At 37.3% G+C, this 16,591-nt stretch carries 14 protein-coding genes and 2 pseudogenes; 1 reads left to right on the forward strand and 15 read right to left on the reverse strand.

Going from position 1 to position 16,591, the window contains the following annotated elements:
* The 14 genes and pseudogenes from PVA17_RS22130 to hpaI form a co-directional block, all read right to left on the reverse strand.
* Positions 1-518 (reverse strand): DUF6597 domain-containing transcriptional factor (locus PVA17_RS22130; RefSeq protein ID WP_337993627.1); only part of this gene is annotated, 518 nt, incomplete at its 3' end.
* A 423-nt stretch (positions 519-941) separates the two neighbouring features.
* On the reverse strand, positions 942-2,402 hold the full coding sequence (locus PVA17_RS22135; RefSeq protein ID WP_274068999.1) for an aldehyde dehydrogenase family protein: 1,461 nt from the start codon (positions 2,400-2,402) through the stop codon (positions 942-944).
* A 179-nt stretch (positions 2,403-2,581) separates the two neighbouring features.
* Positions 2,582-2,968, reverse strand: coding sequence for a 5-carboxymethyl-2-hydroxymuconate Delta-isomerase (locus PVA17_RS22140; RefSeq protein ID WP_132356870.1), 387 nt, complete (start codon positions 2,966-2,968; stop codon positions 2,582-2,584).
* Positions 2,969-2,981: 13 nt separating this feature from the next.
* Positions 2,982-3,770, reverse strand: a complete 789-nt coding sequence (locus PVA17_RS22145; RefSeq protein WP_274068992.1) for a fumarylacetoacetate hydrolase family protein — start codon at positions 3,768-3,770, stop codon at positions 2,982-2,984.
* A gap of 34 nt (positions 3,771-3,804) precedes the next feature.
* The gene (locus PVA17_RS22150) at positions 3,805-4,563 is read right to left on the reverse strand and encodes a fumarylacetoacetate hydrolase family protein (RefSeq protein ID WP_274068993.1); all 759 of its coding nucleotides are present in this window, start codon (positions 4,561-4,563) and stop codon (positions 3,805-3,807) included.
* A gap of 257 nt (positions 4,564-4,820) precedes the next feature.
* A complete protein-coding gene (locus PVA17_RS22155; protein WP_274068994.1) occupies positions 4,821-6,377 on the reverse strand; it encodes a solute symporter family protein in 1,557 nt (518 codons plus the stop codon).
* Between the two features lie 4 nt (positions 6,378-6,381).
* A complete protein-coding gene (locus PVA17_RS22160) occupies positions 6,382-6,735 on the reverse strand; it encodes a DUF485 domain-containing protein (RefSeq protein WP_274068995.1) in 354 nt (117 codons plus the stop codon).
* A gap of 63 nt (positions 6,736-6,798) precedes the next feature.
* A pseudogene (locus tag PVA17_RS22165) lies at positions 6,799-8,241 on the reverse strand (aldehyde dehydrogenase family protein).
* A 29-nt stretch (positions 8,242-8,270) separates the two neighbouring features.
* Complete coding sequence (locus PVA17_RS22170) at positions 8,271-9,167, reverse strand: cytidyltransferase (protein ID WP_274068996.1); 897 nt, start codon at positions 9,165-9,167, stop codon at positions 8,271-8,273.
* 21 nt (positions 9,168-9,188) lie between these two features.
* Positions 9,189-9,662 (reverse strand): flavin reductase family protein, encoded by a 474-nt coding sequence (locus tag PVA17_RS22175; RefSeq protein WP_132356877.1) that lies wholly within the window; start codon positions 9,660-9,662, stop codon positions 9,189-9,191.
* 23 nt (positions 9,663-9,685) lie between these two features.
* A complete protein-coding gene (hpaD, locus tag PVA17_RS22180; protein ID WP_132356878.1) occupies positions 9,686-10,669 on the reverse strand; it encodes a 3,4-dihydroxyphenylacetate 2,3-dioxygenase in 984 nt (327 codons plus the stop codon).
* A gap of 26 nt (positions 10,670-10,695) precedes the next feature.
* The gene (gene hpaB, locus PVA17_RS22185; protein ID WP_274068997.1) at positions 10,696-12,168 is read right to left on the reverse strand and encodes a 4-hydroxyphenylacetate 3-monooxygenase, oxygenase component; all 1,473 of its coding nucleotides are present in this window, start codon (positions 12,166-12,168) and stop codon (positions 10,696-10,698) included.
* 26 nt (positions 12,169-12,194) lie between these two features.
* Positions 12,195-13,712 (reverse strand): 5-carboxymethyl-2-hydroxymuconate semialdehyde dehydrogenase, encoded by a 1,518-nt coding sequence (gene hpaE / locus PVA17_RS22190; RefSeq protein ID WP_132356880.1) that lies wholly within the window; start codon positions 13,710-13,712, stop codon positions 12,195-12,197.
* Between the two features lie 70 nt (positions 13,713-13,782).
* Positions 13,783-14,709, reverse strand: coding sequence for a 2,4-dihydroxyhept-2-ene-1,7-dioic acid aldolase (gene hpaI / locus PVA17_RS22195; RefSeq protein WP_274068998.1), 927 nt, complete (start codon positions 14,707-14,709; stop codon positions 13,783-13,785).
* 132 nt (positions 14,710-14,841) lie between these two features.
* On the opposite strand from hpaI, the gene PVA17_RS22200 reads away from it, so the two are divergent.
* Complete coding sequence (locus PVA17_RS22200) at positions 14,842-15,747, forward strand: LysR family transcriptional regulator (protein WP_132356882.1); 906 nt, start codon at positions 14,842-14,844, stop codon at positions 15,745-15,747.
* Positions 15,748-16,332: 585 nt separating this feature from the next.
* Here PVA17_RS22200 and PVA17_RS22205 read toward each other — a convergent pair.
* Positions 16,333-16,591, reverse strand: a pseudogene (locus PVA17_RS22205) (CsxC family protein); the annotation flags it as partial.

Below are 16,591 nucleotides of genomic sequence, written 5' to 3' on the forward strand. Positions count from 1 at the left end.
ATATTATATAATGCTTGTTTTATTAGTTTTGATGATTTATCAATCTCAAAAATTTGACTTTCTAATATTTCATTGAATATATTGACTCTCTCCATAAAACTTTCATCGGTTACTACCCGTTCTAAAATATTCGTATTTACAGGAAACATTTCATTTAAGGAAATTTCTTTATCTATAAGGTCTTTTATACCGAATTTTAGTTTCTTAATATCTAGGCATGGCAGAAAACGAATACCAAAGTATGTACTGTTTGGGACAAGGTTAATCACTCTACTTTTAGTAACGCTTCCACAAATATTACCGTAATGCTGATCACAATTAATGAGAATATCGATACACCCATCCGGGATAACAGAAATTTGATTACTTACCTCCCCCATTTTAAATTGGTAAAACAGAATAGATGGTTGATTTGGTTTCATTCTAACTTTTTGTTCAGTATAGTAATCTGTTTGAAATTCAAAGTCAGGCTGAGACGGCAAGTAACTAATTATTTTCGAATTTAAAGGATTAATCAATTTTATACCACCTTTAATACAAATTCGTAAACGCTTACAAATCGATGCTTAATATGTGATAATTTCCTCAGTTAATTTCGAATAACAGCTGAATCAACGGTTTACAGAAATTCCCTCTTGGATTACCTAACTTGTTCTTACTTAGTAGAGATTTCATATGCCACCTCTTTACGAACGTTCTTAAATTAGTATATTTAATTGTTAGAAAATTTAGATAATTAATCATCCTCCCCCATATAGCGGGATAATTTTAAAACAGCTATTGAGCACTTTTCCCATTATAAATATTATCGATCACTATTTTAAAAGCCTGTATTCCTTATCCACTCAAGGTTACAGGCTTTTCTAAAACAACAGGTTTATAAACGTTTTATGCTTTATTGAGAAATATCTTCAAATCTAAATTAGAATCTTGCTGCCATCCTAAAACGGATAATCTAATTTACTCGTCTGTACAGATACCCATTTCGCAACAGTAAACTCATCTACAATCCATTCATATCCAAAACGCCCAATTCCACTTTGTTTCACTCCACCAAATGGAACATTTCCTTCTAACACTGCAGGCATATCATTTATATGTGTTGTACCAGATTCGATCTCAAGGGCTAATTTTTCTCCTCTTTCTAAGTCACCAGTTATAATGGCAGAGGATAATCCATATTCCGTGTCATTCGCAAAACGAATGGCCTCTTCATCATTTTCAGCTGGAATAATTTGTGCAACAGGACCGAAGATTTCACAAGATGCAAGACATGAATCATTAGGTACATCAACAAATACAAATGGGGAAATAACATTCCCTGTACGGTCACCCTCTACGGCAACTTTTAATCCACTTTCCTTTGCTTTATTAACTAAATCCATAATTTTATCAGCTTGTTTTTCATTTATAACAGGTCCAATAATTGTGTTAGGGTCCTTGGGGTCTCCTACTGTTAATCCCTTTACTTTTTCTACGTATCTAGCAACAAATTCATCATAAATATCTCGATTAACAATAATTCGGTTTGTAATCGCGCAGATTTGGCCACTATGCAAAAATTTTCCGAAGATGGCGACTCTCACTGCTTGTTCTATGTCGGCATCTCCTAAAACTACTAAAGGATTATTGCCTCCTAGTTCTAATGCCATTTGTTTTAATGTTCCGCCTGTTACCTTATTAATATGTTTTCCTACTGCAGTTGATCCTGTAAAACTGATAAACGAAGAATTCGTATTTAACAGGAATTCATCTCCTGATTCTTGAAGATCGGTTAAAATTGAATTAAACACTCCCGCAGGAAGTCCTGCTTCTTCGAAAGCCTTTGCAAAAACTTGCCCACCAACTATTCCAACTTGGAGATCTGGCTTATGAACAACACTGTTCCCGAGAGCAATGGCAGGGAAAATTGTTCTTGTTGCCATGTTAAAAGGAAAGTTAAAAGGTGTGATGGACGTAATAACACCTAAAGGTAATCGATATACACGGCTAACCTTTCCTGGTGTAGTAGATGCATAATTTTTGGGTGTGTATATTTCATCTACCATATTAATAGAATCTTTAATGTCACTAACCCCAAAGCCAAACTCAATATGAGCTTTAAGTAGTGTTCCACCTGTTTCCCGTGTAATTAAATCCAAAATATATTCTTTATTTTTCTCTAAATAGTCTAATGCTTTCGTTAAAACCTCTCTTCTTTGTTCTGGAGTAGATTTAGCCCATTTCTTTTGTGCAGCTTTTGCCTTATGATATGCTTCTTTTATTTGCTCAACATTCGCTAATTCTACAGATGTAATAGTCGATTGATCATATGGATCCTTTATTGCATACGTTCTTTTACTCCGCCCCTCTACCCATTGACCCCCAATATAACTTTTGTTTAATGTACTTGCCCATTCCATGCAGTTCACATCTAAAGCCTGGTTTTTTGTCATTTAAAGTCCCCTTCCTGAAATAAAATCTATACATAACGCGATGTAACCTAAATTGTAGGTGCTGTTAATTGTTTTTTATTGTAAAAAGCGGAACTACCATTATCAAATGATAATTAAAACAAAACTAGATAGGGCTAACTGTCTTCTTACTTTTTAAAACGCTTATGAATATTGTTATATTTATAAGTTCCTTCCTCACTGAATTCAATCAATTCCATCGATAATGCTAGATATCGACTAGTATATAGATCAGCAAAGTGATCCTTTATTACTTCGAAAAGTTCGTCACAAGTTTCTTTCTTATGTTCAGCAGATCTTCCCGCCCCAATTTTTAAAATAGCATGAACAAATGCATCATCTTCTGCTCCATCTGCTACTCGGTAATCTTGAAGTTCAATTGCTCTTGATCGAATGCCTCCAGTCGGAAAAAGATTACTACGGCTAATCAAAACATCGTTCACTTTTTTTAGCAAATTTGGAATGTCTGCTTCTTTCTTTATGTTATCGGTATACTCAACAATAAAATGCGGCATGTTTTCATCCCTTTCACTGACTAAAAATGGCGTTCTCACTTTCTGTTCTTAAGAACTGTTTTTCACTAATAATAGTATTTACTAGTCGTCCCACACCTTCAATTTCAGTAATGACTTCATCCCCTACCTTTGTATCAACTAAGCCCTCAGGCGTACCTGTAAGGATAATGTCGTTTTTATTTAATGTCATAAAACTACTTAAATACGCAATCAATTGCGGAATACTAAAAATCATATCTTTCGTTGTGCCTTCCTGCGTCACTTTTCCATTTACATAAGTACGCAAAGTAAGATTCATAGGATCTTTAATATCTTTTGCATCGACTAGCCATGGACCGATTGGTGTACAAGTATCTCTATTCTTTACTTTTAAGTTCGGACGATAATAGTTTTCTAAATAATCACGGATGGCATAGTCATTTGCAACGGTATATCCTGCTACATAATCATAAGCGTCTTCTTGTTTAATGTTTGTCCCGGAACGACCAATGATAACGGCAAGTTCACATTCATAATGCATATTGGTAGCCTCAGCTGGTCGGTAAGTCTGACCTCGATGACCAATAAAAGTATTAGGACCTTTTAGAAAAACTAAAGGTTCTGTTGGTGCTTGAAAAGCAAGTTCTTTTGCATGGTCTGCATAATTTAGTCCTAAAGCAAAAACGGTTCTAGGTTGTACAGGTGGTAGCCAGACAACTTCCTCTTCAGAAACAATTTGTCCATTATCTAGTTTCAGGTGACCATCATTTGTTTCAATTGCGTGATGAATAACATCCTGAAATACTACACGTGCATGTTTCATAATAATCGCGCTCCTTTACCAAACAATAAGATTCTCATTTAACTGGATTTTCTAAATAACCGATTCCATCGATTTCAATTCGTACAAGGTCTCCCTCTTTCACAAGCGGAGGATTTTCAGGTACCCCAACTAGCAAAACATCTCCCTCATACAGCGTCATAAATTCCGAAATTTCAGAAATTAACTGTGATACAGGACGAATTAAATTGGCCGTTGTATTCTTTTGTTTTAATACATCGTTAACGAATACGGTAATCGTTAACTTATTAGGGTCAGAGATTGCATCGCGTTCAATAATCCATGGACCTACAGGGCAAAAGTTATCTCTCGCTTTTTGTTTAACAGCTGGTCGATAAAAACTCTCATGTGGAATACTTACATCATTTACAATGGTGTATCCTAATACATGATCTAAAGCTTTTTCTTCTGTTACACGAGTAGCCTTTTTCCCAATGACAATGCCTAATGAGGCACCTACTTGCAGTTGAGATGTATCCTCGGGTAATGGAATGGAAGATTTAAATCCAGTAATCGTGTTTACCGGTTTTATATATAACACAGGCGCTTTGGGAGGCTCTTTATATGGTTCTTTCGTTAAAGATGAACCTAATGCCTCAAGCTCGCCCCTATAATTTAATAAAGCCCCATATACTGTACCCGATATTGGCGCCTCCAAAGAAGACTGCTCTAAGGTTACATTTCGATCACAGAGAATAATTGTATTGCTTTGAGGATCTACTTCCACCTCTTTTGTATGAAGGGTTTCACTAAATTTAATAATTGCCTTACTCATAACTATTCACACCTCTCATAAACTCGTAAAATTCTTCTGATGATTGGATCTTCACCAAAACGTGTGGTTGATTTCCGTTCCGACTGGGCGCTTTGTTGCTGACGCTTCGCTTTCGCACAGAGCAAAGCTTCCTGGGGGCATCCAGCCTCCACTCCAATCAACTTATTTGCATAGTATATGTTTTAACAAATGTCATCCACGACTTTTGGTGATGAACCTGATGATTCCTTTATCTTATTGAACTCGCCAAGCGATCACTAATGATTCACTACACCTTTAACATCATTACCTATATTTGACTTAACGATAATTTCAGAAAAATTATCCGCTACATGTTTTGTCTTACGGGCCCCTATTAATGTACCAATATAGCTGCCTAAGAACCCTAACGGTATCGAAAGAATTCCTGGTGATGCTAGAGGGAAAATAGGATGACCAGTAAATAGGGCTACACCTGGTTCTGGGTTCCAAACATTTGGACTTACCATGACTAGACCAATCGTGCTAATTAATCCTATAAGCATCCCAAAGATTGCCCCCGTTTTGTTGAACTTTCTCCAAAAAATAGTTAGTAAAATAACTGGTAAATTTGAACTTGCTGCTAATGTAAGAGCGATTGAGGCTACAAAGGCAACATTAAAATTTTGCAAAAATAGTGATAAGGCAATGGCGATAGCAGTGATGACAATCGATGCAAGACGTACCATAAACATTTGCTGTTTTTCAGTTGCTTTCCCGTCTTTTAAAATTTCGTTATAAAAGTCATGGGAAAATGCTGTTGCTCCCGTAACCACAATTCCAGCAACCACTGCGAGAATAGTAGCAAAAGAAACCGCAGAAATGAAAGCAAACATAAAATCTCCACCAATATACTTTGCTAATAATGGCGCTGCCATATTCCCTGCTGGGTTAGCCTCTATAATACTCGAAGTTCCAACTAGCTTCGCTGCGCCAAACCCAAGGAAAATGACCATAATGTGGAACATGCCCATAATCCACATAAGCCAAACAACTGACTTTCTGGCAACCTGAGCATTAGGTACAGTTAAAAAGCGAACTAATACATGGGGTAGGCCTGCTGTCCCAAGAATGAGCCCAAGTGTTAAAGAAGCAGCATCCCAACCGTTTTTATATTTTAAACCTGGATTTAAGAAATCAATTCCAAAAGGAGTGGCGGTTTTCATATCTGTAAAAATGCCAATAAAATTAAAATTAAATTTCCACATAACCATGACAAACATAATAAAGGTTCCACCTACTAAAAGAATGGCTTTAATAATTTGAACCCAGCTTGTTGCGGTCATTCCTCCAAATAACACAAAAGCTAACATAGCCACACCAACAATAAGAACTGAAATATTATACGGAATACCTAATAATAATTTGAATAAAGCCCCTGCAGCAACGAGCTGTGCAAGCATATAAAAAACTGAAATAATAATTGTATTAAAGGCCGTTACACCTCGTACTTGTTTAAACTTAAATCGAGCAGTAATCATGTCACCTAACGTATATTTCCCAAGATTTCTTAATGGTTCAGCAACTAAAAATAAAATGACAAGAAACGAAACGAGGGCGCCATACATGAGGAAAAATCCGTCATATCCCGTTAAAGAAAAGGCTCCAATTAACCCTAAAAAGGTAGATGCAGACATAAAGTCTCCAGCTAAAGCAAGACCATTTTGCCTAGCAGTCAGACCACCTCCAGCTGTATAAAAAGAACCTGCCGTTTTTGTTTTTTTGGAAGCATAGTACGTAATGAAAAGTACCCCTATTGACATGAGTACAAAAAGAAGAATAATGTCCCATCCCATATGTCTACAGCCCCTCTTTTACTATGATTTGCTTTACTTTTTCGTCAAATTCAGCAGACTTCTTTACATAAACACTGCATACCGCAAATGACATAAAGATAATTGAAATACCGTAAATCCACGCCAACGTAATGTCTCCTATTACTTGAACGTTTAATATATTTGTAAACAAGGCTAGGAATGGTAAAGCTAGTGAATAAGCCAAATAAAAAATTGTGTATGAAATAATAAACTTTTTCTTATCTAAAAGTAGTTGTTTAAAATCCTCTGAAGTGGAAATTTTGTCATAATCTATTTGTTTGTTATCTTGTTGTTCGATGTCTTTTTTTACACTACGCTGTTCTTTTACTAGCTCCAAATTGATAGCACCTCTTTCCTAATAATTCAATAGGGTTCTTACATGCTTCTAATTCTTCGATTTTTAATTTCTATTAAAAACCACTAGTTTTAGTTCTGTCATTTCTTCTACAGCATATTTTATTCCTTCTCTTCCCATTCCACTTTCCTTCACACCACCATAAGGCATGTTATCTACACGAAACGTTGGAATATCATTAATCATTACGCCTCCAACATGAAGGTTTTCAGCTGCAGTTAACGCTGTATGAACATTTTCCGTGTAAATCCCCGCTTGAAGACCATATCGCGAATCATTTACTTGCTCAATTGCTTCCTCTACTGCTTGAACTTTATTGATGATAACAATTGGAGCAAACACTTCTTGACACGAAACTTTTAACGAAGACGCTGCATTTAAAAGGACCGTTGGCAATAGAATATTTCCTTTGGCGATTCCCCCAGTTGCTACTTCTGCTCCATGCTGTGTCGCCTCATGAATCCAATCTAAAGTACGTTCCACATCTTTTTTTGAAATAAGCGCTGAAACATCCGTACGTGGATCTAAAGGGTCACCAATTTTGAGTTGTTGAGTTGCTTCAACGAATTTTTGCACAAATGTTTCGTACAAACTTTCATGAATATAAATACGTTGTAATGATATACATACTTGACCTTGGAAAGAAAAGGCTCCCTTCACACAACGATTAATAATTGAATCAATATCGATCCCTTTATCAATAATAACGGCTGCATTTGAACCCAGTTCTAATGTCACACGCTTCAGTCCTGCTTTGTTTCGGATACCAATCCCAACAGCTGGGCTTCCCGTAAATGTAATGGCTGCAATTCTATCATCGGTCACGATTTTATCCCCCACGACTCTTCCGCTTCCAGTAATCACATTAAGAGCTCCATTCGGTAAACCGGCCTCCTGTAACAACTCTGCTAAAAAGAAAGAAGATAGTGGCGTTTGACTTGCTGGTTTTAATACAATTGTATTTCCTGCGGCAATGGCAGGACCTACTTTATGGGCAACTAAATTCATCGGAAAATTAAATGGAGTAATCGCTCCAATAACTCCAATAGGTTCACGCACCGTATATGCTACTCGTTTTTCTCCACCTGGTGCAGCATCCAATGGAAGTGTTTCTCCATGAATTCGCTTTGCTTCTTCAGCTGCAAACTTATACGTTTGTATTGTCCGTTTCACTTCTTCGATTGCAGTAGCAATTGGTTTAGCTGCCTCTTAAGCGATAATTTCTGCCGCTTCATCTAAACGTTTCTCTAACAAAGCTACCAAACGTTCCAAAATAGCTGAACGTTCGTGAGCTGGCATTTTCGCCATGACTGTTTTTGCACGAACTGCAGCTTCAATTGCCTCATTCACTTCTTTGTCATTAGCCTTAGGAATATATGCAATAACATCCCCAGAATATGGAGATGTTAGAGATGCCTGTTCAGTGGCTTCTTGCCATTGACCATCAATATATAAGTTTTTCTTTCTTGCTTGTACTTTTAAATTCATAGTCTACTCCTTTCTGTTATAGCCTACAATTAGATCACTAGCTCATCTTTTTTCATGTATTCATTCATGCCGTATGACTCATTCTGCTTGCCATATTTATAGCTTAGCCACTTTACCTTTATCCGCTTCTTATATGGGAATACAGAACAATCTTTTAATTGTATTAACAATGAAGTGTGTTGCTCATTACTAGCTATTTGGTGGCAAGTTCCATCATAATGAGTACCATCTATTTCAACTTGAATATGGTAAATACCAGGTTTAGGCATTCGGTATCTCTTTTTTACTATTAAGTTAAGAAACTGATGTTTTTTGTAAAAAAGAGAACTTTGATTCATTTCCCCATTAATTTCATAATAATCACCAAGATACATAGGAATCATTTGCACATGACCTTCGTCAAGCAATTTTCGGATTGCTGTGGAACTAATTTTTTCATCAGAATGTTGGATTTTTGGAACAGTCGTTACACCCAAACTTCCGGGATTATACTCCGCTAACGTTTTCATATTACCGAGTCCTTTATAGCCATAATGATAATCAAAGCCTGCTACAACATGTATACATCCAAGTCCAATAATGTATTGTTCAACAAAATCGTTAGGAGAAAGACGGGCAAACTCTGGGCTAAACTCAACAACAAATAACTTTTCAACACCCAGCTTTTCAAATCGATCTTCTTTCAAAGGAAGCGGCGTTAAATAAGTCATTGGCTCCGCATGAGGAAAGAGTATATCTTTTGGGTGCGGATAAAACGTCATAACACCAAAGGCGCATTGTTTTTGCAAAGCAATTTGTTTTGCTGTTTCAAGAATTTTTTGATGACCGATATGAACGCCATCAAAAAAACCGAGAGCCAAAACACAAGCTTCCATTTCAGTGAACGTTGATTGATCCATTGAACTTTTGATATATATTGTCTCCACCGTTTGCCCTCCCCTTTTATGTTAAGTTAACTGCGGCGCGGTGATCTGGCCATATTTTCCTGCAAAGAATGTCAGAGGCTTTCCTTCACGGAGCACAATATCTTCTACTTCTCCAAGGAACAACGTATGGTCACCAGCTACTTGCTTTCCATATACACTACAGACAATATTTGCTAACGCATCCTTTACTACTGAGATTTCGCTTAGGCGGTCAAATTCTAGTTCACGTTTTTCTTTAATCTGGCCAGCGAATAACATAGAAACTTCTTGCTGGTCTTCTGATAAAATATTTACCGCAAATTTACCGGAGCGGTTAATTTTATCGAGCATTTTTGCATTTTCTTTAATCGATATTAGTACGAGTTTTGGGTTTAGCGACACTGACATGAAGGCATTTGCTGTCATGCCATGAGGCTCTCCATCAATGTCTGTTGTAATAACTGTTACGCCGGTTGCAAATTTACCCATCGCATCTCGAAATGTACGATCATCCATTAAAATTCCTCCATTCTTTTTATTTAAATAACCAGTTCTGGTTTGCGCTGTGCAAGATTTGGTGCCTTGGATTGAATTTGTTCATTGGTTTCAATATCTAAAAACGGAGATGTTTCATTAAACCAACTATCCGGTGCTTTTGCACCCCATAATGTTTGACGACGTGGGTCATTTAAATCCCATCGAATTGGCTCGAAGTCATTGTCACTTGTTAAGTAATCTCCGTTATACAGCTCAATGCGGTATCCATCTGGATCTCTTAAATACAAGAAGAATGCATTGGATAAGCCGTGGCGTGCTGGCCCTCTTTCTATGTTCTGTGAATAACCAAGAGAAGCTAAAACATCGCAGCAATGAATGAGAGCAAGTGGATCAGGAAGCCAGTAAGCAAAGTGATGAAGACGTGGACCATCTCCGTTCATAAAAGCTTGATCATGCACGGTCTGTTTGCGGTGGAGCCACGCAGCCCAGATACTTCCATCTTCTATCGTTGTATATTCAGAACATGCAAAGCCTAGCTCGTTGATAAAGAAGTTGTAAGCTTTTTCTACATCCGGTACAGCACAGTTTACGTGGTCAATTCGCTGAATTCGGGCACCGCTGTATAAATCGTAGCGCTGAAGTAAGCGCTCGGCTTTTTCAATTTTGCAGAAAAATTCAAGGGGCATCCCTGAAATATCATGTACATGCAATGCACGTCCAAGAGCATGCTGAGTACCTTCCTTAAGCCACTTTGTTTTTAAGCCTTTTGCTTGAAACAATTCAGCTAGACGGTCAAGATCTTCTTCTTTTGCTACTTTGTAACCGAGTGCGTGTACCCCTAACGTCTCGGACTTTTTAAGAACTAAGCTGTGGTGTGTGTGTTCTTCAAGTCCTCTCAAATAAACACAGTCATCCTTTGTTTCCGTTTCAATCATGCCGAGCGCTTTTACATAAAAATCTTTTGAACGGTCTAAATCCTTCACGTTTATAACCGTTCTGGCAATTCGAATGATATTGAAATCCATACTCCTCATCTCCCTTAGTCGATTAATTAGTTATTTTTAACTAACGCTTCTGATCGATTCAAAAATTCTTTTACACGATCAACATATTCCTGTTTGTCATACCCGTTATAAAGCGTACTTGCCATTCTAACTGGATCTCCGAAGAAGAAGCGCTCATAAAGTGTTTGTCGAGTACCGAATGAACTGATACATACATCCCATGCCAAACGATAAAGTTTCACACGATCATAAGCATCTCCAGTGGCTGATTGTAAATACTTATCAAGATCCGGACGAATTTCGGAATGGAAGTCTGATTCTGATGGAATCGCCATTAAGCCACTTGCTCCCATTAATTGCATAATTTCTGTAAAACGAGGGTAAATTTTCGGGAAGTAATGACGAGCTGCGTTTAACGGTGCAAAATCTGGTGTCATAGTTCCCCATCTATCCACTTTTGCATTTGCTTCGGCAGCAACGACATATGCTTTCATCGTTTCAAGTGCAATAATTACTTCGGAGATTTTCTCCTGTATATGTTGGTATTGGCCGATATTAATTGTCTCTGCCATTAATTGAAGAATACCAAGGACAAACTCTGTTTTCGCGATATTTTTTGATACAACTTGATGGGTCATATGAACAACTGCATTACTTTCATTGTAGGCCTGGTTGCACACATTCACATCCCCAAGGGCAAAGACTCGATTCCACGGAACGACAACATCATCAAACACAACAATGGTATCCATTTCTTCAAAGCGAGATCCTAGCGGATGGTCGAAATGAGACTTACCATAATCAAAAGATTCTCGACAAATAAATTTCAAGCCCGGTGTGTTATTAGGAATAGAAAAGGCAAACGCATATGGATTTTCTTCAGCTGATTGTTTTAACAGAGTAGATGGGAATACCATGATTTCATCGGTAATACCACCTTGCGTAGCAAGTAATCTTGCCCCTTTAATAACGACTCCTTCAGATGTTTTCTCTTTAATCCGCGCTGCAATAAACGGATCTGGAAGTTGTGCTGAATTTACGCCTCTATTAACTTGAGGCTGAATCAATGTATGTGTTAAAGATAAATCATTTTCACGGCAATACTCGTAGTAGTTGGTCATGTTTTCAGCATAGATGGAGTCCTGTTTTCCAAACATTTCTGCAGCTGAACCATACGCCATCATCCCAACATTAATGTAATCAGGGGAACGCCCCATCATGCCACCATTATATTTCGCCCATTCTTGCATCATTTTGCGACGCATCACTAAATCTTCTTTTGTTTTTGGCTGCATAAAAGATGTACCTACCCGTTCACGAGTTGTCGGAGATTCATATGTCATGTAATCCTTTTTGTCTGGATCATGTTGCAAGTCGTAAAGTTCTGCCTGAGTTTTCATAACTCCTTTAAAAGCTGGATGTTCAGAAATCTTCCCTTCTACGCGTTTGCCATCAATCCATATATTTGCCTGTGCATGATCAACTCTTTCAATATATTGCTCTCCTGTTTTTGCTGGCATATTGTTTCCCCCTAAAAAATAGTTGTTTACTTCCCAAATTGCGGAATATGGTGGTCACCTATCGCAACATGGATTACCTTTGGTTCTGTATAAAATTCAAACATTGCGTAATGCCCACCCTCTCTTCCAATTCCACTATCTTTCATACCGCCAAATGGAATTCGAAGATCTCGTACGTTTTGAGCGTTAATCCAAAGCATACCTGCTTCAATAGCATCCGCCATACGATGTGCTCGTTTTAAATCTTTTGTCCATACAAAACCAGCTAGTCCGTAAGATACGTCATTCGCCATATGAAGTACTTCTTCATCTGTTTCAAATTCGATTACGGCCATAACGGGACCAAAAATTTCTTCCTGACATACTCTCATGTCATTTTTGGCATTCAATAAAAGTGTCGGTGGTACAAAATTACCTGCCTTTACCTTTTCCGGAACCACTCCCTGAACTACTTCACAACCTTCTTGTTTAGCGATTTCTATATATTTTTTTACTTTGTTATAGTGACCTTTTTCAATTAGCGGACCGAGCTCAGTTGACGAATCCATTGGGTCACCGATTTTAATGTTAGCGACACGTGCTTTTAATTTTTCTACAAATTGATCTTTAATATTTTTATGCAAGAATACGCGAGAATTGGATGTACAACGTTCCCCATTAAAAGAGAAAATCCCCCATATTGCTGCATCTAGAGCTCGTTCAAGATCTGCATCATCAAATACAATTAAAGGTGATTTCCCACCAAGCTCCATCGATGTTTTCTTTAAAGTATCTGCAGCGTTTTTAATAATAGTGGAGCCTGTAGTCGTTTCACCTGTAAATGAAATCGCTTTCACATCTGGGTGAGCAACAAGAGCAGCCCCTGCTGTTTCTCCAAAGCCATGAACGATATTAAAGACGCCATCCGGAACTTGAGCTTTATGAATAATTTCAGCTAATTTATTTGCAGTCAATGGTGAAAGTTCAGCTGGTTTTAGGACAACTGTATTGCCAGTTGCTAATGCAGGCGCTACTTTCCAAGTTTCTAGCATGAATGGGGCATTCCATGGCGTAATTAACCCTATAACACCTAATGGTTTATACACTGTATAATTAATGAATTCACCATCCATTGGATAAGATTCGCCATGCAATTTTGTCTCCACCATTCGTGCGTAGAAACGGAAATTTTCTGCAGCACGTGCGGTTTGATTTCTTGTTTGGCTAATTGGCAAACCTGTGTCTAATGATTCTAAAAAAGCAATTTCCTCAATCTCCTCATCGATGATATCTGCAATTCTATTAATATAATTCATTCTTTCTTTCAATTTCATCTTGCCCCACGGACCATTCACAAACGCTTCTTTTGCTGAAAGAACAGCTTGATTTATATCCGCTTCACGCCCCTCAGCGATATAGTTATTTATTTCATTGGTAAATGGATTTTTATTTTCAAAAGAAGCACCTGATTGACTGTCGACAAACTGTCCATTAATATAAAGTTTTACATTTGCAACTTGCTTGTGTTCGTGATTTTTTTGACTCTCAGATACTTGAACTTGCATGTTATTACACTCCCCATTCTTCTCTTACTCCTATAACGAGGAGTAAGAGAATTTTTTAGATTTTGAATGATTATTTAGTGACAATCGCATTTGATAACATACCATATTGATGTAAAACTTCACGAATTTCGTTTTGAAGCGTCTCAGATGGTAAATCCATTGGCTTACGTAAAACTGGCGTAATTTTACCCATCATGCCCAGCGCTGCTTTTACTGGTCCAGGGTTCGTTTCTTTGAATAACACATCATTTAATGTCATCAATTCATAATGAAGATTTAAAGCTTTTTCAGCGTCGCCTTCCTCCCAAGCATTGTGCATTTCTGCTACTTTCGCTGGCGCAACGTTTGCTGTGGCGCTAATAGAACCTTTTCCACCGATTGTTAACATTGGGTAGCAAAGAAGTTCAATGCCCGAGAATAAACTGAAATCTCTACCACAATTCAACAGCACCCGATTGACATGTTCAAAATCTTTATTTGACTCTTTGGCACCAATAATGTTCGGGCAATCTTCAACGAGTCGAGCCATTGTTGTTACTTCCATATTCACCCCTGTTCTTCCAGGAATGTTATAGATAATAATCGGAATATCCACGGTATCTGCAATAGCTTTATAGTGTTTATATAATGCTTGCTGGGAAGGCTTGTTATAGTATGGAACAATAACCATCGCAGCATCTGCTCCCATTTCTTGAGCAGCCTTTGTTAGTCGAAGCGCTTCATTATGATTAACAGATCCCGTTGCTGGTATAAATGGTACTCGTCCGTTAATCGTTTTACTTGCTGTTTCCATTACAAGCTCTCTCTCTTCGACCGTTAGAGAACTAGGTTCCCCAGAAGTTCCGGTTACCGAAATACCATGGCTCCCACTTTCTATTTGCCAGTTAATTAAACTTTTAAATGTCTGTAAATCTAAGCTTTCATCTTCTTTGAATGGTGTAATAACTGGTGCAATCGAACCTTTTATACTTTCTTTAGCTTTTCGAATTCTAGACATTTTATCTTCTCCTTTTCTACCTTTTCATGGAATCGTTTTCAAAAATAATGTATCATTAAGTTTGAAATATTTAAAATATTTAAAATGTTTGTAACGTATATAAAATAAATATGCTTTCTAAGGAGGAGTTTCATGGATATAAGACAATTGCGATACTTTGCCACTATTGTTGAAGAAGGGCAAATCACTAGAGCAGCAAAGAAATTACATATGGCCCAACCCCCCCTTAGTCAACAGCTAAAAGCGCTGGAGGAAGAACTTAGTACTCGTTTGATCATACGAAATGGAAAGAATATAGAACTAACAGCAGCAGGGAAAGTTTTGTATAAAAGAGCTACCAATCTTTTAAGTCAGATTGATGAAACAATTATGGAAGTGAAAGAAGTAGGAGAAGGTCTTAAGGGTACTTTATCAATTGGATCTGTAAAAACATGCTTTTCTTACCTACCTGAACGCATTCGTTTTTTCCGAGAAAAGTATTCAAACGTTACATTTCGTTTATACGAAGGAGATACTTATCGATTATTACAAGATTTAAGGAATAGGCATATTGAGGTTGCGATAGTCCGCTTACCTTTTGAATCAGAATCTGATGACTTATCTTCACTGCCATTACCTCCAGACCATTTTGTAGCTGTTATCCCTGAGACGTGGAATTATGAAAATACAATAAGACTAGAAGAACTTTCAAGAATGCCCCTAATGTTGCTACAACGTTTTAAAGGTGTTGGTCAATACGAATTGGTTATAGAAGCTTGTAGAAAATATCACTATGAACCAAATATTGTCTGTCAATGTTCAGACGCTGATATGATAATGTCCCTAGTAAGAGAAGGTGTCGGTGCTTCTTTACTTCCAAGGTCTGTCTTACGTTCATTTTCTATGAATGGCCTGAAAATATTGGAGCTTGAAGAACTTCGTATTCAATCAGATTCGGCTGTTATCTGGTTGAAGGATCGTTACATTTCAAAAAGTGCTGTTAAATTTATTGAAACTTTTAAGAGGGAATACAGTTTAAGTTTTTCACAAGCAGAATGACACAAATTAATCATTTCAATTTTTAATACTCACACGTTACTTATATATATTGCGGAGTCAAAAATAAGACAATGATCTCTTTTGACTTCTTTTCTAGTATGATGGTCATTGCCGCCGTTTTAAAATTGCGCTAACAATTTATAAATCTTTTGCAATGGAATCAAACATATCTGCAGCATCTCTTGCCATCTTTTGAGTTAAATGGACGTAGCAGTCTTCAGTAGTTGCTGATCTGCTGTGTCCTTTTTTTTTGGACAGTTTTTATAGGTTGTCCACTTTCAATCAACATTGTTGCGTAAAATGGTAGTTTCTGATGAAGAAATCTTTTTATTATGCATTCTGTAAGTTTTTTTCGGAAAACTGTTGAAAAATGCCCTCTAGCCTTCCGTTAATTACACACCAGCTAATACATCTTCTTTATTAAATGACAAAAAGGCAGTTGAAAATCAGATCTAGCCGCATTTTCAACTGCCAACTCAAATATAAGATTTTTATTACATCCATTTGATTTACAGGGTTGTTTTGTTGATTGCATTTTGTTGCAGTGAACTGCGTATGTTCTGCTCCTCTATAAACTAGAGATTATTATGGACTAACTGGAGGAGTAAGCCCTGTAAGAACAGGAGTTATAACACTAGTGCCTGCTCCAAGGCGAATTTGTTGAACTTGCAGTACTTTTACAGTAAGCTCTAGCACGATTTTTTCACGTAATGTGTCGAAAGTGCCTTCTGGTTCTGCCATAACCGGTGAAAAATCAAGTTCAAAGAAGTTTGCAGCTACTAACTCGCCAAATGGTTGTTCATTGTATTTAACTAGATTTTGGAAGAATGCTTTATCCAATCGA

This window comes from Lysinibacillus sp. CNPSo 3705 (assembly GCF_028674935.1).
Lineage (GTDB): Bacteria > Bacillota > Bacilli > Bacillales_A > Planococcaceae > Lysinibacillus.